The following is a 24,038-nucleotide window of genomic DNA, read 5'->3' as shown; positions in this document are numbered from 1 at the left end:
AAACCGAAGATCGACGCGCCGCAGGCGTCGGAGCGTCAACCGTTCGGGCGCCGCACGGTTATTCCCGACGTCGCCCCGCGGCGACGGCGAAGCGGCGCCTCGACTGCGAGCCAAATTTTCTGTGCGGCGATGATCCTTGTGGGGGTTGCGGCGATCGTCGTCGGCGCAACTTAGATTTGTTGGCGTGGGACGTTCGAGCATAGCTCCTCTGCATAGGGGAGCCTCTTTTTGGTCACAGGCTAATGTCCCTCGTCGTCAACAATCGTTGCGCGCGGGCTAACGCCGGTGAAACCGCCGTTCGCCTCAGTCAGGCTCGCGACAGCATGCACAAGCGACCTGCTGTCGACGGAGAGATGGCTTATAGACACCAAAGATCGATAATCGGAAAATACATTGGAATAAATTTTAAAAGTCCGAAAAATATTTGTCGAATAAGATTTGATACAATGATTGGTCTCAAGGATCAGGTAGCTCGAGTGCCAGCCGACATGCATTTTGTGAATTGATTTGAAGGGAAGAAATAGGCCGGTTCGCCTGTCGTGTACGGCGTCCGTCGCAATGATGAGCGCGGGCCCTCTCCGACAGGCATCAACAAGGAAAGTCAGAGCGCTTCCCGCTTGGAAAAGAGCGAGGACCGCGCTTGCAGGCAGGAAAAATACATAAAGGAATGCGATGCCAGCCTTATCGGCGTACGTTGTCGAAGTTGGGGCCAGGCCGTTGGCTAGCACCCAGACCAGGAAAGAGGACATCCACGCGCCAAAGCCATAGAGCGCCGCGATGAGCGCCAACCTCCAGCGGACGGGGAATGCGACGATCGGCAGTTCAATTCGCGTGCCTGGCAGGCCCACGGTTTGACTGAAGCCGGGAGCGGCCGGAATGTCGATCCACACTGGCGCCGTCCTCGTCGACAGATGCGCGAACCGTGCCGGCTTGATCTGAGGTCAAGTGCGGCCAGCATACGCTCCGTATGCTTACGGCAGCGCGTCGAACCCCGGCCCGAAGCCCTTCAGCGACACCGGCACGCCGATGCCCTTCTCGGGCGTCTGGAAGATGATGAAGGTGGCGCTCTGGCCGCTCTTGAGCTGATTGACGAGCTGGTCCTCGAGCACGACTTCGGCCACGCAGCCGTTCGTCATGCAGCGCACGAAGCCCGCGCGTCCGACCTCGGTCTGGTCGATGCGCAAGCCGAGCCCCGACGGGAGCAGCACCCCAAGAGGCGCCAACACCCGCAGCAGGCGGCTCTTCTTGTCCGCGGTCTTCAGCGCGATCACGGTCAGCCCGACATTCGGCATGTCGTCGGCGGTGACGCTCTGGACCAGGGCGCACTGCTCGCCCTGCGCGCCTGCGGGCGTGTCGCAACGCATCTGCCAGTCGCCATGGGTGGCTTTGACCGCGCCCTGGGCGAAGGCCGGCTGGGCCAGCGCGGCGAGAACGGCCGCCGCTGCGGCGGCTGCGGAGAAAAGGCGTGGCACGGCGGCGACATCTCCTGGTGCGCGCGGACGCTGGGGGTAGCAGAGCGGGGCGTCCTGTCAAGGCGACCAGCCCGGTTCCGGGCGGCCGGTCAAGACTTAGTTTTTCGCGCCCTTATGCCGCATGGAGGCCGGTCCGACCACATTGAGCTTTCGTACTCTTTATGATTTCAAAGGTGCGGGGGCGGCGCGCGGCCAACGCGCGGCGCAGGATTCGGCTCGAACCGACACGCCCCCAAAACCTTCGACGAATGGCGCATTTGCCGCGCCGTCCCGGTGCGTGATGACAACAACAAGGGCGACACCGGCCCTTAGGGATGCGACGAGAGGCTGGCTCATGTTCGGAACCGGACGTCTGACGACGCTCATGCTGACGGCGGCCGCCGCGTGTCTCGCCGCCGGCCCCGCGCTCGCTGGAGACGGTCAGCCTTCGCCGTGGCAGCTCGGCTTCCAGAACGCCGCGTCGCCGATCTTCGAGCAGATCCACTCCTTCCATAACTTCATCCTCGTGATCATCACCGTGATCACGCTGTTCGTGCTGGCGCTGCTGGTCTACTGCGTCGTGCGCTTCAGCGAGAAGAACAACCCGACCCCGTCGCGCACCACCCACCACACCATGCTCGAGGTGGTGTGGACGATCGCGCCCGTGCTGATCCTCGTGGTCATCGCGATCCCGTCGTTCCGGCTGCTCTACGCGCAGTACTCGCCGCCCCCGGCCGACGTGACGATCAAGGTGGTCGGCCGCCAGTGGAACTGGGACATCGTCTATCCCGACGCCAACGAGCTGACGCTGACCGCCGTGATGCTCCAGGAGAGCGAGCTCAACGGCAAGCCGCGCCTGCTCGCGGTCGACAACGAGGCGGTGGTGCCGGTCGGCAAGGTCGTCCATGTCGACGTGACCGCCGAGGACGTGCTGCACTCCTTCGCCATGCCGGCCTTCGGCGTGAAGGTGGACGCGGTGCCGGGCCGGCTGAACTCGACCTGGTTCCGCGCCGACAAGGAAGGCGTCTATCACGGCCAGTGCTCCGAGCTCTGCGGCCAGGACCACGCCTTCATGCCGATCGTGATCCGCGTCGTGAACGACGATCTCTACAAGCGGTGGCTCGAAGCCGCGAAGAACAGCACCGAGGAAGCGAAGAAACTGCTTGAGGCTTCGGTCGGCGGCTCCGCCGCGACCGTGGCTCAGCGCTGAGCGCGTCGGTCGGAACGAGTATCTAGGGAGACGAGGCTATGGCCACTGCGGCTCACGCCCACGGGACGACCCACGACGCGCACGCGCACCCCACGGGATGGCGGCGGTACGTCTATTCGACGAACCACAAGGACATCGGCACGATGTACCTGATCTTCGCGATCATCGCGGGGATCATCGGCGGCGCGCTGTCGATCGGGATGCGGCTCGAGCTCCAGGAGCCGGGCATGCAGATCTTCAGCAACCCGAACACGTTCAACGCCTTCACCACGGCGCACGGCCTCATCATGATCTTCTTCATGGTGATGCCCGCGGTGATCGGCGGCTTCGCCAACTGGTTCGTGCCGCTCATGATCGGCGCGCCGGACATGGCGTTCCCGCGCATGAACAACATCTCGTTCTGGCTGCTGATCCCGGCGCTCGGCCTGCTGCTGATCTCGCTGTTCGTGCCCGGCGCGCCCGGCTCGAACGGCGTCTCCGGCGGCTGGACGATCTATCCCCCGTACTCGACCAGCGGCCAGCCCGGCCCGGCCATGGACTTCGCGATCCTCGGCCTGCACATCGCCGGCGCCTCGTCGATCCTCGGCGCGATCAATTTCATCACCACCATCTTCAACATGCGCGCCCCGGGCATGACGCTGCACAAGATGCCGCTGTTCGCCTGGTCGGTGCTGGTGACCGCCTTCCTGCTGCTGCTGTCGCTCCCGGTCCTCGCGGGCGCCATCACCATGCTGCTCACCGACCGCAACTTCGGCACGACCTTCTTCGCGCCGGCCGGCGGCGGCGATCCGATCCTCTACCAGCACCTGTTCTGGTTCTTCGGCCACCCCGAGGTGTACATCCTGATCCTGCCGGGCTTCGGCATCATCAGCCACATCATCTCGACCTTCTCGCGCAAGCCGGTGTTCGGCTATCTCGGCATGGCCTACGCCATGGTTGCGATCGGCGTGGTCGGCTTCGTGGTGTGGGCCCATCACATGTACACAACCGGCGTTTCGGTGAACACGCAGGCCTATTTCGTGTTCGCCACCATGGTCATCGCGGTTCCGACCGGCGTGAAGATCTTCTCCTGGATCGCGACCATGTGGGGCGGCTCGATCTCGCTCCGCACCCCGATGATCTGGGCGATCGGCTTCATCTTCCTGTTCACGCTCGGCGGCGTGACGGGCGTGGTGCTCGCCAACGCCGGCATCGACCGTTCGCTGCACGACACCTATTACGTCGTGGCGCACTTCCACTACGTGCTGTCGCTCGGCGCCGTGTTCGCCATCTTCGCGGGCTGGTACTACTGGTTCCCGAAGATGTTCGGCTACATGTACAACGAGAGCATCGGCAAGCTGCACTTCTGGGTCACCTTCGTCGGCGTGAACCTCGTGTTCTTCCCGCAGCACTTCCTCGGCCTCGCCGGCATGCCGCGCCGCTACGTCGACTATCCGGACGCGTTCGCCGGCTGGAACTTCGTGTCGTCGATCGGCTCCTACATCTCGGCCGCGGGCGTTTTCATCTTCCTCTACGGCGTGTTCGAGGCCTTCTCGAAGAAGCGCGTCGCGGGCGACAACCCGTGGGGCGAGGGCGCGACGACGTTGGAGTGGACGCTGTCTTCGCCTCCGCCGTTCCACCAGTTCGAGACGCTGCCGCGCGTCAAGTGACCTCCCTCCGGGCGGCGTTCGCGCCGCCCGGACCACATCGGGCGGCGCCCTCCGATCTGGCGCCGTCGTCACGCATCGCGCCCCGTCCCGCGTCATCGCGCAGGACGGGGCGATCCGGTCCCGCGAGGGCCGGGCGTGACGCATCGCATGAGGCCTGACCGGGACGACCGTCCCGTCCCGGCCGTAGAAAGAGGCCTGCCGCGTTCATGTCTTTCGCTCACGACGAACCGATCGAGACCGGCGCGCTGCCGGCTCTGCCCGGGCCGAGCCTCGCCGGCGTCGAGGACTATCTCGCGCTGCTGAAGCCGCGGGTTATGTCGCTCGTCGTGCTCAGCGCGCTCGTCGGCATGGTGGCGGCGCCCGAGGGCCTGCATCCCGTGCTGGGCGCGATCTCGCTGCTTTGCATCGCCATCGGCGCCGGCGCCTCCGGCGCGCTGAACATGTGGTGGGACGCCGACATCGACGCCGTGATGGCGCGCACCGCGACGCGACCCGTGCCCGCCGGCCGCGTCCAGCCCGGCGAGGCGCTCGCCTTCGGCATGACGCTCTCGGTCGGTTCGGTGCTCACGCTCGGTCTCGTCGCCAACTGGCTCGCGGCCGGCCTGCTCGCCTTCACGATCTTTTTCTACGTCGTGGTCTACACGATGTGGCTGAAGCGCTGGACGCCGCAGAACATCGTCATCGGCGGGCTCGCCGGCGCGATGCCGCCGATGGTCGGCTGGGCCGCCATGGCGAACGCGGTCAGCCTCGAGAGCGCGCTGCTGGTCGCGATCATCTTCATGTGGACGCCGCCGCACTTCTGGGCGCTCTGCCTCATCAAGTCGGACGACTACGCCCGCGCCGGCGTGCCGATGCTGACGGTGGTCGCGGGGCCGGACGAGACGCGCAGGCAGATCCTGCTTTACGCGCTTGCGCTCGCGCCGCTCGGCGTGGCGCCGGCCTTCATCGGGCTTGGCGGCTGGGCCTACCTCGCCATCTCGACGGCGGGCGGCCTCGCCTTCGTCGCGCACGCCGTCGCCGTCTACCGCCGCCGGGAGGGCGAGCCCGCCCGCAAGGCCGCTGGCCGCCTGTTCGGCTTCTCGCTGATCTACCTGTTCGCGCTGCTCACCGCCCTGCTGTTCGAGAAGCTCGCGGGCCTGCCCGCCGTGAGCTGGGCGTGAGCGCGATGACCGAGCCCGAAGACGGCGGCGTCGTGCTGACGCCCGAGCAGAAGCGCCAGCGCAACCGGCGCAACGTGGCGCTTGCCCTGGCGCTCGGGTCGCTGGTCGTGATCTTCTGGCTGGTGACCGTGTTCAAGCTCGGCGGCGCCGTGCTGAACCGGCCGCTGTGAGGAGAGCATGAGCGAGACCCCGATCCCGGCCGACATGAACCGCCGCAACGCCCGCATCGCGGTCGGCTGCGTCGCCTTCGTGGCCGTCATGGTCGGCGCGGCCTACGCCGCCGTTCCGCTCTACGACATGTTCTGCCGCGCCACCGGCTTCGGCGGCACGACGCAGGTCGCGGCCGCAGCCCCCGCCGCGGCGCTCGACCGCGAGATCGTCGTGCGCTTCGACAGCAATGTCGGGCAGGGGCTCGACTGGTCGTTCCGGCCCGAGACGACGCAGATGAAGGTCAAGGTCGGCCAGAGCAATCTGGTGGTCTTCAAGGTCCGCAACCGCTCCGACCGCGAGCTGACCGGGACCGCGACCTACAACGTCACGCCCGAGACCACCGGCGGCTATTTCGCCAAGCTGCAGTGCTTCTGCTTCACCGAGCAGACGTTGAAGCCGGGCGAGGAGATCGACATGCCGGTCGCCTTCTTCGTCGACCCGTCGATCGCGGACAACCGCGAGCTCGACCGCCTGAACCACATCACGCTGTCCTACACTTTCTTCCCGGTGAAGCCGAAGCCGCTCGCCTCCGCCGGGACCGACCGACCCAGACTCTAGACCGCGCGGCGCCGCGACGTTGCCGCCGCCTGCGCGGGCGAGAACGAGAAGAATTCAAGGGGAGACCTCGATGGCCGACGCCCACGCCAAGCACCACGACTATCATCTCGTCGATCCGAGCCCATGGCCGTTCCTGGCGTCGATGGCGGCCTTCGTCACCGCGATCGGCGCGGTGCTTTGGATGCACGGCTCGCAGCCGTGGATCTTCTCGATCGGCTTCGCGGGCCTGCTCTATTGCGCGATCTCGTGGTGGGCGGACGTCATCAAGGAGGCCAACACCGGTTTCCACACCCGCGTCGTCCAGCTTCACCACCGCTACGGCATGATCCTGTTCATCGCCTCCGAGGTGATGTTCTTCGTGGCGTGGTTCTGGGCCTATTTCGACGTCGCGCTGTTCCCGAACGAGGCGCACCAGTTCCAGCGCACCGAGTTCGTCGGCGGCGTGTGGCCGCCGAAGGGCGTCGAGACCTTCGACCCCTGGCACCTGCCGCTGCTGAACACGATGATCCTGCTGACCTCGGGCACCACCATCACTTGGGCGCATCACGCGCTGCTGCACGGCGACCGCAAGGGCCTGAAGCAGGGCCTGTGGCTGACGATCGTGCTCGGCGTCATCTTCAGCTTCGTGCAGGCGGTCGAGTACAGCCACGCCGCGTTCGGCTTCTCGCAGAACATCTACGGCGCGACCTTCTTCATGGCGACCGGCTTCCACGGCTTCCACGTGCTCGTCGGCACCATCTTCCTCGCCGTCTGTCTGGCGCGGGTCTACAAGGGCCACTTCACGCCGGAGCACCATTTCGGCTTCGAGGCGGCGGCCTGGTACTGGCACTTCGTCGACGTGGTCTGGCTGTTCCTGTTCGCCGCGATCTACGTCTGGGGCGCCGGCACGCCGCACTGACGGCTAAGCGACGACCGATGAACAAGAGGCCGCCGGCGCCACGCCGGCGGCCTCTTGCGTTCTGGCGCGTCGGCGCGCCATACCGCCGGGAACGTCACGAGGAGCCGACGCCATGACCAATCCCGCACGGCCCTCCGCCGGGGCGACCGCCGCCGCGGGGCTGCTCGGCCGCTGCCCCGCCTGCGGCCGAGGCCCGTTGTTTGACGGCTACATCGCGCTGAAGCCCAGCTGCGACGTCTGCGGCCTCGACTACGGCTTCGCCGACAGCGGCGACGGGCCGGCGGTGTTCGTCACGCTGATCGGCGGCTTCGTCACGCTTGCCTTCGCGCTTTGGCTCGAATTTGCGTTCGCGCCGCCGATGTGGGTCCATCTCGTCGTGTCGCTGCCCGCGGTCGTGCTGGTCTGCCTCGTGCTGCTCCGGTTGATGAAGGGCGTGCTGATCGTGCTCCAGCACCGCAACGCCGCCGCCGAAGCGCGGCTCGACCGGTGACGGCGTGAAGCCGCCCGTCAAGCTCGCGGTGGTCGGCGCGGCCGCGCTCGCGGCCTTCGCGCTGCTGGTCGGGCTCGGCCTATGGCAGCTCCAGCGGCTCGCCTGGAAGGAGGCGCTGGTCGCCCGCATCGAAAGCCGGATGGCGGCGGAGCCGACCGCGCCGCCGGCGGAGGCCGAGTGGCCCGGCCTCGACGTCGACCGATGGGCCTATCGCCGCGTCCGGGCGGAGGGGACCTTCGACCACGCCCGCGAGGCGCGGGTCTATGTCGCGCTGTCGGAGCCGCGGGGACCGGCCGGCGGCCCGGGCTACTTCATCCTGACGCCGCTCGTCCTCGCCGACGGCTCCCGCGTCATCGTCAACCGCGGCTTCGCGCCCGAGCCGAAGGCCGATCCCGCGACCCGCGCGGAGGGGCAGCCCGCCGGGCCCGTCACCGTGACGGGCGTGCTGCGGACGCCCGAGGACCGCAACCCCTTCACGCCCGCCGACCAGCCGGCGAAGCGGCTGTTCTTCGCGCGCGATCCGGTCGCGATCGCCGCCGGCCTCGGCCTCGACCGCACGGCCCCCTTCACCATCGACGCCGACGCGACGCCGAACCCCGGCGGCTTCCCCCAGGGCGGCGAGACGCGGGTCAGCTTTCCCAACCGCCATCTTGAATACGCGCTCACCTGGTTCGGCCTCGCCGCCGCGCTGGTCGGCGTGTTCGCCGCCTTCGCTTGGCGGATCCTGCGTGAGCGGCGGGGCCGCTAGCCGGTCCCCGCGCTTGCGACGCGGTCCCCTCGGGCCTAGTTTGGCGCACTCTTTTCGGTTCTGACGGAGCATGTTCGGCATGGCGATCGCCTATGTCTCGACCCGCGGCGACGCGCCCAGGCTCGGCTTCGCCGACGCCATGCTGGCGGGGCTCGCGCGCGACGGCGGCCTCTATGTGCCGGAGACCTGGCCGACGCTGTCGCGCGAGACCATCGCGGGCTTCGCCGGCCGGCCTTACGCCGAGGTCGCCGAGGCGGTGATCGCGCCCTTCGTCGGCGACGCCATCGCGCGGCCGACGCTGAAGGCGATGATCGCGGAGGCCTATGCGAGCTTCCGGCATCCGGCCGTGACGCCGCTCGTGCAGACCGGCGACAACCGCTTCGTGCTCGAGCTGTTCCACGGGCCGACGCTCGCCTTCAAGGACGTGGCGATGCAGCTGCTCGCGCGGCTGATGGACCACGTGCTGGCCGAGCGGGGCCTGCGCGCCACCATCGTCGGCGCCACCTCCGGCGACACCGGCGGCGCCGCGATCGAGGCCTTCCGCGGCCGTTCGCGCGTCGACGTCTTCATCCTGATGCCGCACGGCAAGGTCTCGGACGTCCAGCGCCGCCAGATGACGACCGTGCCGGACGCGAACGTGCACGCGATCGCGATCGACGGCTCGTTCGACGACGCGCAGGCGCATGTGAAGGCGATGTTCAACCATCACGCCTTCCGCGACCGGCTGGCGCTCGCGGGCGTGAACTCGATCAACTGGGCGCGCGTGCTGGCCCAGGCGGTCTACTACTTCACCGCCGCCGTCGCGCTCGGCGCGCCGCACCGCGAGGCCGACTTCGTGGTGCCTACCGGCAATTTCGGCGACGTGTTCGCGGGCTATGTGGCGAAGCGCATGGGGCTGCCGATCGGCCGTCTGGTGATCGCGACCAACGTCAACGACATCCTGGCCCGCACGCTCGAAACCGGGCGTTACGAGGTGACGGGCGTCACCGCGACGACCTCGCCCTCGATGGACATCCAGGTGTCGTCGAACTTCGAGCGCCTGCTGTTCGACGCGGTCGGCCGCGACCCCGCGACGGTGCGCTCCGCGATGGCGTCGCTCGCGCAGGCGCGGTCGTTCACGATCGCCGACGATGCGCTCGCCGCCATCCGCCGGGATTTCGACGCCGGCCGCGCCGATGAGACGGCGGTCGGCGAGACGATCGCGCGCGTGAAGCGCGACACGGGCTATCTGCTCGACACCCACACGGCGGTGGCCTACGCGGTCGCCGACGCCGCGGCGCTCGATCCGGCGACGCCGACCGTGGTGCTCTCGACCGCCCATCCCGCCAAGTTCCCCGACGCGGTCGAGGCCGCGTCCGGCATCCGCCCGGCGCTGCCGCCGCATCTCGCCGACCTGCTTGACCTGCCGGAGCGCCTGACGCGCCTGCCGAACGACGTCGCCGCGATCGAGGCCTACGTCGCTGCGAACGCGCGCGTCGCGCGGGACGCCGCCGCGTGAGCGCCCGCCTCACGGTGCTGCCTTCGGGCCTCGCGGTCGTCACTGACGCGATGCCGGGGCTCGGAACGGCCGCCGTCGGGGTCTCGTTCGGCGCCGGCGCGCGCTCCGAGGCCGAGAACGAGCACGGCCTCGCCCATCTGCTCGAACACATGGCGTTCAAGGGCACGGCCCGGCGCTCGGCGATCGCGATCGCCGAGGAGATCGAGCAGGTCGGCGGTGACCTCAACGCCGCAACCGGCGTCGAGCAGACCGGCTACTCCGCGCGCGTGCTGAAGGACGACGTCGCCCTCGCGCTCGACATCCTCGCCGACATCGTCACCGAGCCGTCCTTCGACGCCGAGGAGCTGAAGCGCGAGAAGAACGTGATCGTCCAGGAGATCGGCTCGGTCGAGGACACGCCCGACGATCTCGTCTTCGACATGGCGCAGGACGCGGCCTTCCCCGGCCAGCCGCTCGGCCGCTCGATCCTCGGCACGCCGAAGACCGTGCGCGCGCTCGACCGCGCCGCGCTGTCGGGCTTCCTCGAGCGCGGCTACCGCGCCTCGAACGCGGTCGTTGTGGCGGCAGGCGCCGTGGAGCACGAGGCCGTGGTCGCGGAGGCGGAGCGTCGCTTCGCGGCGCTGCCGGGCGGGGAGGCGCCTCAGCCCGCTCCCGCGTCCTATGTCGGCGGCGACGTGCGGCGCGAGAAGCGCGATCTCGAGCAGCTTCACGTCACGCTCGCCTTCGAGGGCCGGCCTTTCGACGCGGACGACGCCTATGCCGCGCAGGTCTTCGCCAATCTGGCGGGCGGCGGCATGTCGTCCCGCCTGTTCCAGGAGGTGCGCGAGCGCCGCGGGCTCGCCTATTCGGTCCACGCCTTCCACTGGTCCTACGCCGACGTCGGCATGTTCGGCGCCTACGCCGCGCTCGGGCCGGAGGACGCCGCCGAGATCCTGCCGGTCATGATCGACGTGCTGCAGGCCGCGGCGGACAGCGCCGACGAGCGCGAGACCGCCCGCGCCAAGGCGCAGATGAAGGCGGGCCTGCTGATGGCGCTGGAGCAGCCGTCCGCGCGCGCCGACCATCACGCCCGCCACCAGCTCGCCTACGGCCGACCGCTCGACGCGGAAGAGACCGTGGCGAAGATCGAGGCGGTCACGGCGGAGGCCGCCCGCGCGGCCGGGCGCCGGATGCTGGCGACGCCGCCGACGCTCGCGGCGATCGGTCCGACCCGCCGGCTGATGGCCGCCGAACGCATCGCCGAGCGCCTCGGCGCCCGCCGGCCTGCGGCCTGACGGACCGCGCCATGGCGTTCTTCCGGACGCTCGCCGCATCCGAGACGATCCCGGTCATCATCGGGGAGGGCGTGTCGCTTCGCGTGCCGCAGATGGCGGACCATCAGGCCTGGGCAGAGCTTCGCGCGGCGAGCCGTGAGTTCCTCAAGCCCTGGGAGCCGATCTGGCCCGCGGACGACCTGTCGCGGCTCGCCTTCCGCCGCCGGATCAAGCGCTACATGCGCGAGCTCGAACAGGACCAGGCCTATCCGTTCTTCGTGTTCGGCGCTGGCGGCGAGCTCGTGGGCGGGGTGACCCTGAGCCAGGTGCGGCGCGGGGTGGCCCAGACCTGCTCGGTCGGCTACTGGATGGGCCGCCCTTACGCCGGGCGCGGCCTGATGACGGCGGCGGTGACCGCGCTGAAGCCGTTCGTGTTCGAGGGCCTGAAGCTGCGCCGTCTCGAGGCCGCCTGCCTGCCGCGCAACGCCGCCTCGATCCGCCTGCTGGAGAAGACCGGCTTCGAGCGCGAGGGCTACGCGCGGCAATACCTGTGCATCGACGGGGTTTGGCAGGATCACCTGCTCTACGCGCTTCTGCGCGAGCCCGCGCTGGGCTAACGTACCGGCGCTTCGCCGACCGGCGGAACGCCATGCCAAGGCTTCGTCCGGCCGTTCGCCGCGCGAGGCCGTCGAGCCGGCCGTCGCCGGAGTTCTGGGAGACGCCCCGCGTTGCGTATCGTCCGCGCCCTGCTTCCGGCGCTGCTGCTCGCCATCCTGACGCTGGCCGGGACCGTTCCCGCGGCGGCGCTGCAACCGCTTTCCATCGGACCGGACGACACAGCGATCGACCTGCTCGGCGCCATCGAGCGCCCGATGGGGCAGGCCGACCGCATCCAGGTCGCCACCTTTCCCGGCGCAGACGGCATCGTGCGCCGCATCGAGGTGCGTTCCGAACAGACCGGCGACGGGCGGCAATGGGCGGTGTTCGCGCTGCGGAACGACGGCGACGAGCAGATCGACCGGCTGCTGGTGTCGCCGCACTTCCGGCTCGTCGGCTCCGGCGCGCTGTGGCCCGATCTCGGCGACGACCGCATCCGCAACGTCACCGCGAGCCAGGGCGTCCGGCCCGAACGGCAAAGCTCCGACGACGCCGACGTGTTCGTGCTGACGATCGATCCCGGCGCCACCGTCACCTACGTGGTCGAGCTCGCCTCGCCGAAGCTGCTGCAGCTCACGCTGTGGGAGCCAGGCGTCTTCAAGGACAAGGTCAACTCCTTCACGCTCTACCGCGGCATCATGCTGGGCATCGGCGGCCTGCTGGCGCTGATCCTGACGATCCTGTTCGTGGTGAAGGGCAGCGTGATGTTCCCTGCGGCGGCCGCGCTCGCCTGGGCCGTGCTGGTCTATCTCGGCGTCGATTTCGGCTTCTGGCGCAAGATCTTCGAACTGACGCCGGAGTTCGAACGCATCTTAAGGGCCGGCAGCGAGGCGGCGCTCGCCGCCACCATGCTGGTGTTCCTGTTCGCCTATCTCAACCTTAACCGCTGGCACGTGCGCTACAGCCACGTCATGGGCGCGTGGCTCGTTTTCCTGCTCGCGCTGGTTTGGCTCGCGGCCTACGACGCGCCGGTCGCGGCCGGCATCGCGCGCATGTCGCTGGGCGCGGTCGCGGTCATCGGCTTCGTCATCGTGGTGTGGTTCGCGGCCAAAGGCTACGACCGCGCGGTGATGCTGGCGCCGACCTGGGCGCTGCTGGTGGCGTGGTCGGCCGCCGGCGCCGCGACCATCGGCGGCGCGCTGTCGAACGACATCGTCGCGCCCGCGCTGGTGGGCGGGCTCGTGCTGATCGTGCTGTTGATCGGCTTCACCGTGATGCAGCACGCTTTTTCCGGCGGCGCGGTCGCGCCGGGGCAGGTCTCGGACGTCGAGCGCCGGGCGCTGGCGGTCACCGGCTCCGGCGACATCGTGTGGGACTGGGACGTGGAGGCCGATCGCGTCAACGCCGGACACGAGCTCGAGCAGGCGCTCGGCCTGCGCCGTGGCGCGCTGGAGGGGCCCGCGGCGCGCTGGCTCGACGTCGTCCATTCCGCGGACCGCGACCGCTTCCGGGCCGCGCTCGACGCGCTGGTGGAGGAGCGGCAGGGCCGGCTGGTCGAGACCTTCCGCCTGCGCGGCCCCGACGGCCACTATCTCTGGTACCTGCTGCGCGCGCGGCCGGTGGTGGGCGCGGACGGCGAGGTGGTGCGCTGCGTCGGGACGCTGCTCGACGTCACCGACTCCAAGACCACCGAGGAGCGCCTGCTCCAGAACGCGGTGCACGACAACCTGACCGGGCTGCCGAACCGCGAGCTGTTCGTCGACCGGCTCGACGCCGCGCTCGCCTATGCGCAGAGCGAGCCGTCGCTGCGGCCGACGGTGATGGTGCTCGACATCGACCGCTACAAGAAGATCAACGAGAGCGTCGGCGTCACCACCGGCGATACCATCCTGATCACGGTGGTGCGCCGCCTTTCGCGGCTGCTGAAGCCGCAGGACACGCTGGCGCGGCTCGGCGGCGACCAGTTCGGCGTGCTGCTGCTCTCCGAACGCGACGGCGAGAGCATCACGGCCTTCGCCGACACGCTGAAGCGGACGCTGCGCTCGCCGATCACCTTTGGTGGCCGTGAGCTGTTCCTGACCGCCTCGATCGGGCTGGCGCTGACCGACGGCCGCTCCGGCGCCTCGGGCGATGAGATGCTGAAGAACGCCGAGGTGGCCATGTACCACGCCAAGCGGTTCGGCGGAGACCACATCGAGGTGTTCAAGCCGACCATGCGCGTCGCGACCACCGACCGGGTGCTGATCGCGGGCGAACTCAACCGCGCGCTGGAGCGCAACGAGATCAAGGTGCATTTCCAGCCGATCGTGCGGCTCGAAGACCGCACCATCGCCGGCTTCGAGGCGCTGCTGCGCTGGGAGCATCCGCGCTACGGCCGGCGGTCGCCGTCGGAGTTCATCGCGATCGCCGAGGAGACCGGCCTGATCGTCGACCTCGGGCTGTTCGCGCTCGACGAGGCCGCCCGCCAGCTCGCGACCTGGCAGGCGCGGGTGCCGGGCGAGCCGCCGCTGTTCATGTCGGTCAACGTGTCGAGCCGCCAGTTCCTGCGGCAGGATCTGGTGCAGGACATCCAGAACGTGCTCGGCCGCTACGCCCTGCCGCACGGCACGCTCAAGATCGAGCTGACCGAAAGCCTCGTCATGGAGAACCCGGAGCACGCGGCGCAGATGCTGACGCGGCTCAGGGAGCTTGGAGCCGGGCTCTCGCTCGACGATTTCGGCACCGGCCATTCCAGCCTCGCCTATCTGCAGCGCTTCCCCTTCGACGTGCTGAAGATCGACAAGTCCTTCGTGCGTCCGACCGGCCGCGGCGAGCGGCCGGTGATCCTGCGCTCGATCGTGCGGCTCGCGCACGACCTCGGCATGCAGGTGGTCGCCGAAGGAGTCGAGACCGACAGCGACGCGGTCGAGCTCTACCACCTCGGCTGCGTGTTCGCGCAGGGCTACGCCTTCGGCGAGGCGATGAGCGCCGAGGACTGCGACCGCCTGCTCGGCCTCGCGCCGGAGGGCGTCGCCCGTCGGGTGATGCAGGGCGCGCTGCGGCGGAGGTGACGGGCGCTACAGATTGTTCTGAATCACGACGAACCAGTTCTGCGACCTGTCCGTCAGTTGGCCCCGCGCGTTTGTCCGGACCTGTCGCCGCGTGACGCTATGATTGACGTTCCCACCAATCGCGTACGCAAACTTATCGTCAATCGCGACGACGATGTCGGTATGGCTTTCGTACCAACCGATCCTTCGAGCGTTCTCGTAGCTGATCACCTCACCTCCGCGCCAGTAACCGATCAGGTCTCCGGGCTTGAGGCTGTATGAGTTCAGCTTGTGGCCGACAATCGGCGCATCCAGGGCGCCATTGGCGGCATTCGAAATCGCTTTATTAATGTACTTCGAATGCCCTGCTGAATATGGAAATTTATCACCAGCACCTACAATTTTGAATGCATACGAAATAAATGCCGCCGACCATGCATATCCGCGGTCTTTTCCCGTCAAATTCTTATATGGCCCGCCAATTTCCTTCCAATAATCGGCCACGCGCTCGTAGGCGCCGTCCTCGTATTCCTTGCGACCGGCCACCGTTGTTCCGTTGAGCTTGATCTCGCCCTTTCTAAAGAACGCCCATTCCTCAAGGCAAAATGCGATGAGTTCGTCCGTGAACACTGACATCCAGGTCCCTCCACAAGCGTAGATTGCGGAACCCTAGGCTGACAGCTGGTGCGATCGTGAAAAGGTGGGATTAATACGAATGCCGCTAGAGGTACCACGCGTCACGCGTGGCCGGCCTCGGGCGAGAGCTTGCCGAGGTCGATGCCGATCTTCGCCAGCGCGCGGTCGTATTTGGTGTCGACGCTGTCGCCGAACACGAGGTCGCGATCGGCCGGGCAGTTCAGCCAGCCGTTGGCCTGAATCTCGGTCTCGAGCTGGCCCGGCGCCCAGCCGGCGTAGCCGAGCGCGAGCACCGCGTTCTTCGGGCCGCCGCCCTTGGCGATCGCCTTCAGGATGTCGAGCGTCGCGGTGAGGCAGATGCCGTCGTCGATGGAGAGCGTCGAATCCTCGATCATGAAGTCAGCGGAGTGCAGCACGAAGCCCCGGCCGGATTCCACGGGGCCGCCGCGCAGGACGGGGATGCCTCCCGCCGCGTCCGGAAGCCGGATCTCGTCGCCTTCGGCGATCACGCCGAGCTGCACCAGAAGGTCGGGGAAGCTGATGTGGGGCGCCGGTTTGTTGACGACAATGCCCATCGCGCCTTCGGAGGAATGCGCGCAGACGTAGATCACCGTACGGGCGAACCGGTCGTCCGACATTCCGGGCATCGCGACCAGCACCTGCCCGTCGAGATAGCCCGATCTGGCGTTGCGTCCGAGCTTCGATTGGCGAAGGATCTGCGGCATGCGGGGAAGAGTAGGGCCGGGCCGTCGGTTTTGAAAGGGACGCCGCACGCGTCTGCGTCGCCGCGCCGCTTTCGCGGCCGGCCGCGTCACGACGAGTTGCGTTTGGCGTGTGGCCGCGGCGGCGCTACCTAACGGGTATGATCGCACGCCTCGCCTTCGCCGCGGCCGCCGCCGCGCTCTTCGCCGCCCCCGCGTCCGGCGAGCCGGCGAGCCCATGGGCCCGCGACGGCTCCTCCGAGCTCCGCCTGATCGACGCCGGCGCGGCGCCGGACGGCGGCCGGCTGGTCGGCGTCGCGATCCGGCTCGACGCCGGCTGGAAGACCTACTGGCGCCAGCCCGGCGACAGCGGCGTGCCGCCCCAGTTCGATTTCGCCGCCTCGACCAATCTGGCGGGCGTCGACATCGCCTATCCCGCGCCGGAGCGCATGACCGACGAGAGCGGAATCGCCAACGTCTATCATGGCGAGGTGGTGCTGCCGGCGACCGTGCGGGCGAAGGACCCGTCGCAGCCGGTGCGGCTGGCGCTGGTGGCGGATTACGGCGTCTGCGACAAGGTCTGCGTGCCGGTGCGCGCGGAGACCGCGCTCGACCTCGCGCCGGACGGCGCCTATCCCGGCCCGGCCGCCGCCGCCGTGCGCCGCGCGCTGGCGAAGACGCCGAAGCGCACCCCGTTCGGCGCGGCTGCGGAGGGACTGTCGATCGCCTCCGTCAGCCGCCGCGACGGGCCGGACGGCAAGCCGGCCGTGGAGGTGGTCGCCGCCGCCCCCGGCCCGGTGACGCTGTTCGCCGAGACCGGGGAGGGCGGCTTCGTGAGGGCGCCCGAACCTCTTGGAGAGAGCGAGGGCGGCAAGGCGCGGTTCCGGATTCCCTTCGACCGGGAGCTACCGGCCTCCGGTCTCCGCCTGACGCTTGCGGCGCCCGAGCGGGCGATCGAGACCTCGGTGCCTCTCGGCGCCATTCTCCGGACGCCGTAGACCCCTATCCATGTGTCCCGGCAGGCTCTAAGACGAAATCGTTTCGCCCGCCGGGGCGTCGCCGACTTCCCGGCTTCACTGCGTCAGGAGTCCGCGATGGCCATCGAGGTCGGTTCCCGCCTGCCCAACACCACCTTCCGCACCATGGGTCCCGACGGTCCCGCCACCGTGATGGCCGACGAGCTGTTCGCGGGGAAGAAGGCGGTGCTGTTCGCCGTGCCCGGCGCCTTCACGCCGACCTGCCACAGGAACCACCTGCCGGGCTACCTGAAGAACCTGGACGCGCTTCAGGCCAAGGGCGTCGACGTGGTGGCCGTGACCTCGGTCAACGATGTGTTCGTGATGGACGTCTGGGCCGAGGCCACCGGGGCCAAGGGCAAGATCGAGTTCCTCTCGGACGGCAACGCCGATTTCGCCAAGGCGGTCGGGCTCGAGCTCGACGCCTCCGGCGGCGGCCTCGGCGTCCGCTCGAAGCGCTACGTCATGCTGCTCGACGACATGGTGGTCACCTCGCTCGCGGTCGAGGATTCGCCCGGCAAGGCCGACCTGTCGAGCGCGGAACGCCTGCTCGAGTCTCTCTGACATTCGCCGGCGCTACGGGCGGGGCGCTCCCCGCCCGTGAGCCTGGCTGTCAGTGCGCGTGCTCGCCGGCCTTGGCCTCGGGCCCCCGCGCGCCGAGCGCCTCGACGACGAACTCCACCTTGATCTCGCCCGCCTTCTCGAAGGTCAGCGCGCCGGCGAACTTTTCGCCTTGCGCGAGCGGGCGCTTCAGCTCGTGCAGCATGAGGTGCAGGCCGCCGGGCTTCAGCGCCACCTCGCCGCGCGCGGGGGCCTCCACGCCGTCCGGCAGCGGCCGCATGGTCATCACGCCGTCCTTGACGGTCATTTCGTGGATCTCCACGCGTCCGGCGACGTCGGCTTTCGCGCCGGTCAGGCGGTCGGGCGCATCGCCGCCGTTCCTTATGACGAGGTAGCCGCCGGCGACCCTGGCGCCGCTCGGGGTCGCGCGCGACCACGGATGGTCGATCTCGATCGACCCGGATTTGAACTCGTGCGCCGGCGCGGGGAGGGCGAAGGCGGCGCACGCGGCGGCGGCGGCCGCGCGAAGCGTCAGTTTCAGCATGGCGTCAGTCCTTGCGAATGCGGGGAGGCGCGGCCTCGACCCGACGTCGGCTTGTGGGATGTGCGATGTCGTCGGCGCCGTCAGGCCGGCGGGCCGCGCGCGAACGCGGGGCCGTCGCTCCGCTGGGCCAAGCGCTCGACGGCCGCGCCTGGCGAGGCTGCGAAAGCGAGGGCGGCGGGGCGGGCGAGAAGCGCAGCGCCGCCCGCAGGCGATGGCGCCGGTTGCGGCGCGCCGAGGCAGCCGACGCCGCAGCAGGCGAACCGGTCGCGGTTCTGGGCCGGCGCGCTCGCGTCGTCGCCCGAGCACAGGGTCAGCGCGAGGGCGAGGCGCTCAGGAGCGGGATGATGCGCGAGGCCCGCGAGCGCGGACTGGACGACGAGCGCATAGGCCGCCAGCACGACGCCGACGCGCCGCCAGAACCCGCTCCGATGTCCGCCCGCCGCCTGCGCCGCCATGGCGCGAGGCCTAGCATGGCGGCGGGTCGAAACCTAGGCGTCGCGGTCGCGGCCGACCGGCGCGATACCGCGGGGGATCGGCGGCGCGAAGGCGTCGATCGCGACCTGACCCGGAGCGCGAATCCCCATATCGTCAGCGGGATGGTCGAGGGGGCGACGACCGGCGTTCGGAACCATGGCGACGGCGGGCCGACCGCCATCCGTCGTCATGAGGAGGCCGAACGCCTGTGGGACCCTATGTCTCGGGTTCCGCGTTCTCTTGCGGGGACCGCGGATTGGGAAGGGATCTCCCCGGGAATGGCTAAGCGCGCTAAGCTCGCGAAGAAGGTCCGGCAGCAATACGGGGCGCTCCCGTTCAGGGAAGCCGCGGGCGGCGTCGAGGTGCTGCTGGTGACCACGCGCGAGACCCGGCGCTGGATCATCCCGAAGGGGTGGCCGATGAAGGGCCGCACGCCGGTCTACGCCGCGAGGCGTGAGGCGTTCGAAGAAGCCGGGCTCCACGGCGACGCGCTGCCGGAGGTTGGCCAGTTCGAGTATGTGAAGAGGATGGCGTTCGGCGCCGACCGTCCCTGTCGCGTCGGCGTGTTTCCGCTACGGGTGACGGAGGAGCTGACGGACTGGCCGGAGAAGGACGAGCGCGAGCGGCGCTGGTTTTCTGTTCCCGAGGCCGCGGCCGCCGTCGTCGAGCCTGACCTCTCGGCGCTGATCCTGGCGTTGCCGTCGCATCTCTCGGACGATTGACCGCGATTTTAAAGTGTTCGTGGATGGTGGGGTCGGGGCCGCCGGACGGCGGGCGCGGACGGGGGCAGCGCGAGCATGACGAAGGTCATACCCATCATCCTGTGCGGCGGGACGGGCTCGCGGCTGTGGCCGGCCTCGCGCGAGAGCTACCCCAAGCAGTTCCTGCCGCTTGCCGGCGATCGCACCATGCTGCAGGCGACGGCCCTGCGGGTCGCGGACCCGGCGCGGTTCGACGCGCCGATCGTCGTCACCAACGCCGAGCACCGTTTCATCGTAGCCGAGCAGCTCGCGCAGATCGGCTCGCGCGCGACGATCGCGCTGGAGCCGGCGCGCCGGGATTCCGGAGCGGCGCTGGGCGCCGCGGTCCGGCTGGCGGCGCTGCGCGATCCGGAGGCCGCCGTGCTCGCGCTCGCCTCCGACCATGTGGTGCTGGACGAGCCGGGCTTTCTCGAGGCGCTCGCCCGCGGCCTGCCGGCGGCCGAGGCCGGCCGCATCGTCGCCTTCGGCATCGAGCCGACCGAGCCGACCTCGAAATACGGCTACATACGACCGGGCGCTCCGCTCGAGGGCGCGTTCGGCGTCAGCGCGGTCGCGGCCTTCGTGGAGAAGCCGGCCCGGGAGGTCGCCGAGCGGCTGATCGCCGAGGGCTGCCTGTGGAACTCCGGCAACTTCCTGACGCGCGCGCAGACGCTGCTGGACGAGCTTGAACGGCTCGCGCCGGGAATCGCGGGGCCGGCGGTCGCCGCGGCCGATGGCGCCAGGCAGGACCTCGATTTCCTGCGGCTCGACCCGGACAGCTTCGCGCTGGCCGAGGCGAAGTCGATCGACTTCGCCGTGATGGAGAAGACGCCGCTGATGGCGGTGACGCCGGGCGCCTTCGGCTGGTCCGACGTCGGCAGCTGGTCGGCGCTCTGGGAGATCGCGTCGCGCGACGCCGACGGCAACGCGCTGATCGGACCGACCGCCGCGATCGGCAGCACCAACTGCTACGTTCGTTCCGACAAGCATCTCACCGCCGTGGTCGGCGTCGACGACGTCGTGGTGGTGGCGACGCAGGACGCGGTGCTCGTCACCACGCGCGAGCGCACCGACGAGGTGAAGGCGATGGTGGCGGCGCTGACCGCGCGCGGCGAGCCGACCGCGACCTCGGCCTCGCTGGTGCATCGGCCGTGGGGCTCGTATCAGATCCTCGACGACGGGGCGCGCTTCCAGGTCAAGCGCATCACGGTCAAGCCCAAGCGCCGGCTGTCGCTGCAGAGCCACGTGCACCGCGCCGAGCACTGGATCGTGGTGCGGGGCACCGCGAAGGTGACGATCGGCGACGAGACCCGCCTGCTGCGCGAAAACGAGTCCGTCTACGTGCCGCTCGGCGTGACGCACCGGCTCGAGAACCCCGGCGTCATCCCGCTTGAGCTGATCGAGGTGCAGTCCGGCAGCTATCTCGGCGAGGACGACATCATCCGCGTCGACGACGATTACCGCCGCGGCTGACGGCCCGGCCCGGCGGGCCGATCGCATGAGCGCAGGCCGGGAGTTGGGGACGACGGCCGTGCCCGGCGTCCCGCAGCGGCGGCGAATCGCGTAACCACAGGGGGTGTCCGACACGATCGAGCTGCGCCCGCCCGCCCTGCCGCCCGCCCTTGAGGCGGAGAAGCGGCGCGTGCTGAAGACCGCTTTCGGCTTCGACGAGTTTCGCCCCGGTCAGGAACGGGTGATCGACGCGCTGCTCGCCGGCCGCGATGTGCTCGCCGTGATGCCGACCGGCGCCGGCAAGTCGCTGTGCTATCAGGTGCCGGCGCTGGTGAAGGGCGGGCTCGCGGTCGTGGTCTCGCCGCTGATCGCGCTGATGGACGACCAGGTGGCGGGCCTCCGGCTCGACGGCGTCTGCGCCGAGGCGATCCACTCCGCGAAATCGCGTGACGAAAACGTCGCCTCATGGCGGCGGGTCGCCTCGGGCGAGGCGAAGATCGTCTACATGGCGCCGGAGCGGCTGATGACCGACCGCATGCTCGGCGCTCTCGGCCGTCTGCCGGTGTCGCTGGTCGCGATCGACGAGGCGCACTGCATCTCGCAATGGGGCCACAGCTTCCGCGCGGAATACCTGACGCTCGGCCGGCTGCGCGAGGCGCTGCCCGAGGCGCGGCTGGTGGCGCTGACCGCGACCGCGGACGACGGCACCCGCGCCGACATTCTGGACAAGCTGTTCGCCGGCCGCGCCGAGAGCTTCGTGGCGGGCTTCGACCGGCCCAACATCGCGATCTCGGTCGCCGAGAAGCGGGACGTCGGCACGGCGATCGAGCGCTACGTCACGTCGCGGCCGGGCTTGAGCGGCGTCGTCTATCGGCTGTCGCGCAAGAAGGTCGAGGAGACCGCGGCCAGGCTCCGTGACGCAGGCGTCAACGCGCTCGCCTATCACGCCGGCATGGAGGCCTCCGAACGCTCGGCTGCGCAGGAGGCGTTCCTGGCCGAGCCTGGCGTCGTCATGGTCGCGACCGTCGCCTTCGGCATGGGCATCGACAAGTCGGACGTCCGCTACGTCGTCCACGGCGACATTCCGGGGTCGCTCGAGGCCTACTACCAGGAGATCGGCCGCGCCGGCCGCGACGGCGCGCCCGCAGAGGCCCTGATGTTCTATGGCCTCGAAGACGTGCGCACCCGACGCCGCTTCATCGACGAGCAGGACAGCGACGACGAGCGCAAACGGGTCGAGGCGCGCCGCCTCGACGCGCTCGTGGGCTTCTGCGAGACGACCTCCTGCCGGCGCCAGACGCTGCTCGCCTATTTCGGCGAGACCACCGGCCCTTGCGGCAACTGCGACACCTGCCTCGACCCGCCCGACGTGATCGACGGCGCGCGCGAGGCGCGGCTGCTGCTCGGCCTCGTCGCCGCGACCGGCGAGCGCTTCGGCGCGGCCCACATCGTGGCGCTGGCGGTCGGCCACCTGTCCGAGACCGTGACGGCGCGCGGCCATGACCGGCTGCCGGGCTTCGGCAAGGGCGCCGACCGGCCGGCGGCCGAGTGGCGGGGCGTCGTGCGGCAACTGGTGGCGCTCGGCGCGCTGAAGGTCGAGGCCGGCGCCTATGGCGGGCTCCAGCTCACGCCGAAGGGCGGGCGCATCCTCGACGGCGCCGAGGGCGTGATGATCGCCAAGCCCAAGGAAAAAAAGCGCGAGCGCCGCCGCATGACGGCTGAGAGCGTGGGCTTCGACGGCGTGGACGGCGAATTGCTCGGCCGCCTCAAGGCGCTCCGCCGCGAGCTCGCGATCGCCCGCGCCGTGCCGGCCTACGTGATCTTCGCCGACCGCACGCTGGTGGAGATGGCGGCCGTCAAGCCGCGGACGCCGCAGGCGCTCGCCAAGGTCAAGGGCGTCGGCGCGGCCAAGCTCGACGCGTTCGGGGACGTGTTCCTCAAGGCGCTGAACGGCGGATGACCGGCGATTATTGGCTCCAGTCGGTCGACACCGCGTCGCCGGGCTTGGAGTAGAGCCGGATCGCCTCCTGATGGCCGGCCTGCAGGCTGAGATCGGAGTGCGTATTCTTGCCCGTAAGCTTGCCTGACGGATCGTAGGTCTTGGCGATCGTGCCGTTTCCGGTCGTCACGATGTCCACCCTGGAGCCGTCCTTTCGCTTGATCTTAGTGTGGCCCGCCTCGGCCATCGTCGCGCCCGCGAGCAGAGCGATGGCGACGGCCAGCGCCCGCCGCGATCCTGGCGTCCTCATGCGCATGACACCCTCCCCCGGAGATCCAGGTCGACACTGTCGCGCGGCGACGCGTTTGCGCAATCCGTAGCTGTGCTTATGACTGCATGCGCCTGCTCAGCGCGTAGAGCGCGATGCCGCTCGTCGTCGCGACGTTTAGGCTGTCGAAGCCGGCCGCCATCGGCACGCGCGCCGTCGTCGTCCGCGCCATGAGCGCCGTGGGAAGGCCGGGGCCTTCGGCGCCCAGCAGCAGCGCCGTGCGCGGGGAGGGGGCGATCTCCGCGATGTCACGCGTTCCCGCGGGGCTGAGGGCGACGGTCGAGAACCCTTCCGCGTCCAGCGCGTCGAGCAGGTCGCCGCCCGATCCGCCGCGAGCGAAGGGCAGGATCAAGCTGGCTCCGACCGACACGCGGATCGCCTTGCGATAGAGCGGGTCGCAGCTCGTCTCGTCCAGCAGCACGACGTCGGCGCCGAAGGCGGCCGAGTTGCGGAAAATTCCGCCCACATTGTCGTGGTTGGCTACGCCGACAAGGACGACGACCAGCGCCCGTTCCGGCAGGCGGGCCAGCAGGGCGGCGGCGGTCTCGGGCGCGGCGCGGCGGGCGATCGCCAGCACGCCGCGGTGGATGTGGAAGCCGACCACCGCGTCCATCACGCTCTGGCCCGCCGCGTAGACCGGGACCTCCGGAGGCAGCTTCGCGAGAAGCTCGCCCAGCGCGTCGAGCCGATTCTCCGCGATCAGCAGGCTTTCGGCGACGTGCCGGCGGGGCGCGCCGCGGCCGCCCTCGATCAGCAGACGCAGCACCACCTCGCCTTCGGCGACGAAGCGCTCGCCGCGCCCCGTCACGTCGCGCTCGCGCACGGCGCGATAGGGCGCGATGCGCGGATCGTCGGGATCGTGAATGGCGATCATCTCAGCGTTCCGGAAGCGGGCC

25 protein-coding genes are annotated in these 24,038 nt (G+C 69.6%); 17 read left to right on the top strand and 8 right to left on the bottom strand.

Annotation, left to right across the window (positions count from 1 at the left end; translation table 11 throughout):
- Nucleotides 1-239 precede the first annotated feature (239 nt).
- Both PKE78_RS01530 and PKE78_RS01525 read right to left on the bottom strand, forming a co-directional pair.
- Nucleotides 240-890 carry a hypothetical protein gene (locus PKE78_RS01530; RefSeq protein WP_271199080.1) on the bottom strand — a complete coding sequence of 217 codons (651 nt, stop codon included), beginning with the start codon at nt 888-890 and terminating at the stop codon, nt 240-242.
- Between the two features lie 81 nt (nt 891-971).
- Nucleotides 972-1,472 (bottom strand): invasion associated locus B family protein, encoded by a 501-nt coding sequence (locus PKE78_RS01525; RefSeq protein WP_271199079.1) that lies wholly within the window; start codon nt 1,470-1,472, stop codon nt 972-974.
- 334 nt (nt 1,473-1,806) lie between these two features.
- Here PKE78_RS01525 and coxB point away from each other — a divergent pair, with 334 nt between their 5' ends.
- The 12 genes from coxB (at nt 1,807) to PKE78_RS01465 (ending at nt 14,772) form a co-directional block, all read left to right on the top strand.
- Nucleotides 1,807-2,661 (top strand): cytochrome c oxidase subunit II, encoded by an 855-nt coding sequence (coxB, locus tag PKE78_RS01520; protein WP_271199078.1) that lies wholly within the window; start codon nt 1,807-1,809, stop codon nt 2,659-2,661.
- A 38-nt stretch (nt 2,662-2,699) separates the two neighbouring features.
- Nucleotides 2,700-4,310: a cytochrome c oxidase subunit I gene (ctaD, locus tag PKE78_RS01515; protein ID WP_271199077.1), complete on the top strand. Its 1,611-nt coding sequence runs from the start codon at nt 2,700-2,702 to the stop codon at nt 4,308-4,310.
- A 206-nt stretch (nt 4,311-4,516) separates the two neighbouring features.
- Nucleotides 4,517-5,470, top strand: coding sequence for a heme o synthase (gene cyoE, locus PKE78_RS01510; protein ID WP_271199076.1), 954 nt, complete (start codon nt 4,517-4,519; stop codon nt 5,468-5,470).
- Between the two features lie 5 nt (nt 5,471-5,475).
- Complete coding sequence (locus PKE78_RS01505; RefSeq protein ID WP_271199075.1) at nt 5,476-5,640, top strand: hypothetical protein; 165 nt, start codon at nt 5,476-5,478, stop codon at nt 5,638-5,640.
- Nucleotides 5,641-5,647: 7 nt separating this feature from the next.
- Nucleotides 5,648-6,238, top strand: a complete 591-nt coding sequence (locus tag PKE78_RS01500) for a cytochrome c oxidase assembly protein (RefSeq protein WP_428981213.1) — start codon at nt 5,648-5,650, stop codon at nt 6,236-6,238.
- Nucleotides 6,239-6,308: 70 nt separating this feature from the next.
- On the top strand, nt 6,309-7,136 hold the full coding sequence (locus tag PKE78_RS01495) for a cytochrome c oxidase subunit 3 (protein WP_271199074.1): 828 nt from the start codon (nt 6,309-6,311) through the stop codon (nt 7,134-7,136).
- 112 nt (nt 7,137-7,248) lie between these two features.
- Nucleotides 7,249-7,626 (top strand): DUF983 domain-containing protein, encoded by a 378-nt coding sequence (locus PKE78_RS01490; protein WP_271199073.1) that lies wholly within the window; start codon nt 7,249-7,251, stop codon nt 7,624-7,626.
- Nucleotides 7,627-7,630: 4 nt separating this feature from the next.
- Nucleotides 7,631-8,374 carry an SURF1 family protein gene (locus PKE78_RS01485; protein ID WP_271199072.1) on the top strand — a complete coding sequence of 248 codons (744 nt, stop codon included), beginning with the start codon at nt 7,631-7,633 and terminating at the stop codon, nt 8,372-8,374.
- A 79-nt stretch (nt 8,375-8,453) separates the two neighbouring features.
- A complete protein-coding gene (gene thrC / locus PKE78_RS01480) occupies nt 8,454-9,872 on the top strand; it encodes a threonine synthase (protein WP_271199071.1) in 1,419 nt (472 codons plus the stop codon).
- Nucleotides 9,869-11,146, top strand: a complete 1,278-nt coding sequence (locus PKE78_RS01475) for a M16 family metallopeptidase (protein ID WP_271199070.1) — start codon at nt 9,869-9,871, stop codon at nt 11,144-11,146. Before thrC ends, PKE78_RS01475 begins: the two co-directional genes overlap by 4 nt.
- Nucleotides 11,147-11,157: 11 nt before the next feature.
- Nucleotides 11,158-11,742, top strand: a complete 585-nt coding sequence (locus tag PKE78_RS01470; RefSeq protein ID WP_271199069.1) for a GNAT family N-acetyltransferase — start codon at nt 11,158-11,160, stop codon at nt 11,740-11,742.
- 111 nt (nt 11,743-11,853) lie between these two features.
- Nucleotides 11,854-14,772 carry an EAL domain-containing protein gene (locus tag PKE78_RS01465; protein WP_271199068.1) on the top strand — a complete coding sequence of 973 codons (2,919 nt, stop codon included), beginning with the start codon at nt 11,854-11,856 and terminating at the stop codon, nt 14,770-14,772.
- 6 nt (nt 14,773-14,778) lie between these two features.
- On the opposite strand, the gene PKE78_RS01460 is transcribed toward PKE78_RS01465, so the two are convergent.
- Together PKE78_RS01460 and PKE78_RS01455 are read right to left on the bottom strand one after the other, a co-directional pair.
- On the bottom strand, nt 14,779-15,387 hold the full coding sequence (locus tag PKE78_RS01460; RefSeq protein WP_271199067.1) for a DUF2272 domain-containing protein: 609 nt from the start codon (nt 15,385-15,387) through the stop codon (nt 14,779-14,781).
- 101 nt (nt 15,388-15,488) lie between these two features.
- The gene (locus tag PKE78_RS01455; RefSeq protein WP_271199066.1) at nt 15,489-16,112 is read right to left on the bottom strand and encodes a YqgE/AlgH family protein; all 624 of its coding nucleotides are present in this window, start codon (nt 16,110-16,112) and stop codon (nt 15,489-15,491) included.
- A gap of 137 nt (nt 16,113-16,249) precedes the next feature.
- Between PKE78_RS01455 and PKE78_RS01450 the strand changes: the two genes are divergently transcribed.
- Together PKE78_RS01450 and PKE78_RS01445 are read left to right on the top strand one after the other, a co-directional pair.
- Nucleotides 16,250-17,086 carry a protein-disulfide reductase DsbD domain-containing protein gene (locus tag PKE78_RS01450; RefSeq protein WP_271199065.1) on the top strand — a complete coding sequence of 279 codons (837 nt, stop codon included), beginning with the start codon at nt 16,250-16,252 and terminating at the stop codon, nt 17,084-17,086.
- Nucleotides 17,087-17,182: 96 nt separating this feature from the next.
- Nucleotides 17,183-17,668 (top strand): peroxiredoxin, encoded by a 486-nt coding sequence (locus tag PKE78_RS01445; protein WP_271199064.1) that lies wholly within the window; start codon nt 17,183-17,185, stop codon nt 17,666-17,668.
- Nucleotides 17,669-17,717: 49 nt separating this feature from the next.
- On the opposite strand, the gene PKE78_RS01440 is transcribed toward PKE78_RS01445, so the two are convergent.
- Nucleotides 17,718-18,209 carry a copper chaperone PCu(A)C gene (locus tag PKE78_RS01440; protein WP_271199063.1) on the bottom strand — a complete coding sequence of 164 codons (492 nt, stop codon included), beginning with the start codon at nt 18,207-18,209 and terminating at the stop codon, nt 17,718-17,720.
- An 80-nt stretch (nt 18,210-18,289) separates the two neighbouring features.
- Nucleotides 18,290-18,664 carry a hypothetical protein gene (locus PKE78_RS01435; protein WP_271199062.1) on the bottom strand — a complete coding sequence of 125 codons (375 nt, stop codon included), beginning with the start codon at nt 18,662-18,664 and terminating at the stop codon, nt 18,290-18,292.
- 297 nt (nt 18,665-18,961) lie between these two features.
- Here PKE78_RS01435 and PKE78_RS01430 point away from each other — a divergent pair, with 297 nt between their 5' ends.
- The 3 genes from PKE78_RS01430 to recQ all read left to right on the top strand — a co-directional run bounded on the left by PKE78_RS01430 (nt 18,962) and on the right by recQ (nt 22,835).
- A complete protein-coding gene (locus tag PKE78_RS01430) occupies nt 18,962-19,405 on the top strand; it encodes an NUDIX hydrolase (protein WP_271199061.1) in 444 nt (147 codons plus the stop codon).
- A gap of 75 nt (nt 19,406-19,480) precedes the next feature.
- Complete coding sequence (locus PKE78_RS01425; RefSeq protein WP_271199060.1) at nt 19,481-20,896, top strand: mannose-1-phosphate guanylyltransferase/mannose-6-phosphate isomerase; 1,416 nt, start codon at nt 19,481-19,483, stop codon at nt 20,894-20,896.
- Between the two features lie 103 nt (nt 20,897-20,999).
- On the top strand, nt 21,000-22,835 hold the full coding sequence (gene recQ / locus PKE78_RS01420; protein WP_271199059.1) for a DNA helicase RecQ: 1,836 nt from the start codon (nt 21,000-21,002) through the stop codon (nt 22,833-22,835).
- 7 nt (nt 22,836-22,842) lie between these two features.
- Here the strand turns inward: recQ and PKE78_RS01415 are convergent, their stop codons facing one another.
- Both PKE78_RS01415 and PKE78_RS01410 read right to left on the bottom strand, forming a co-directional pair.
- Complete coding sequence (locus PKE78_RS01415) at nt 22,843-23,130, bottom strand: hypothetical protein (protein WP_271199058.1); 288 nt, start codon at nt 23,128-23,130, stop codon at nt 22,843-22,845.
- 70 nt (nt 23,131-23,200) lie between these two features.
- Complete coding sequence (locus PKE78_RS01410) at nt 23,201-24,016, bottom strand: TrmH family RNA methyltransferase (protein WP_271199057.1); 816 nt, start codon at nt 24,014-24,016, stop codon at nt 23,201-23,203.
- Nucleotides 24,017-24,038 lie beyond the last annotated feature (22 nt).

The organism is Methylopila turkensis (genome assembly GCF_027922325.1).
Taxonomy (GTDB): Bacteria; Pseudomonadota; Alphaproteobacteria; order Rhizobiales; family Methylopilaceae; genus Methylopila; species Methylopila turkensis.
The sequence above is the reverse complement of the archived record's forward strand: the minus strand, read 5'-3'. Positions and strand labels throughout refer to the sequence as shown.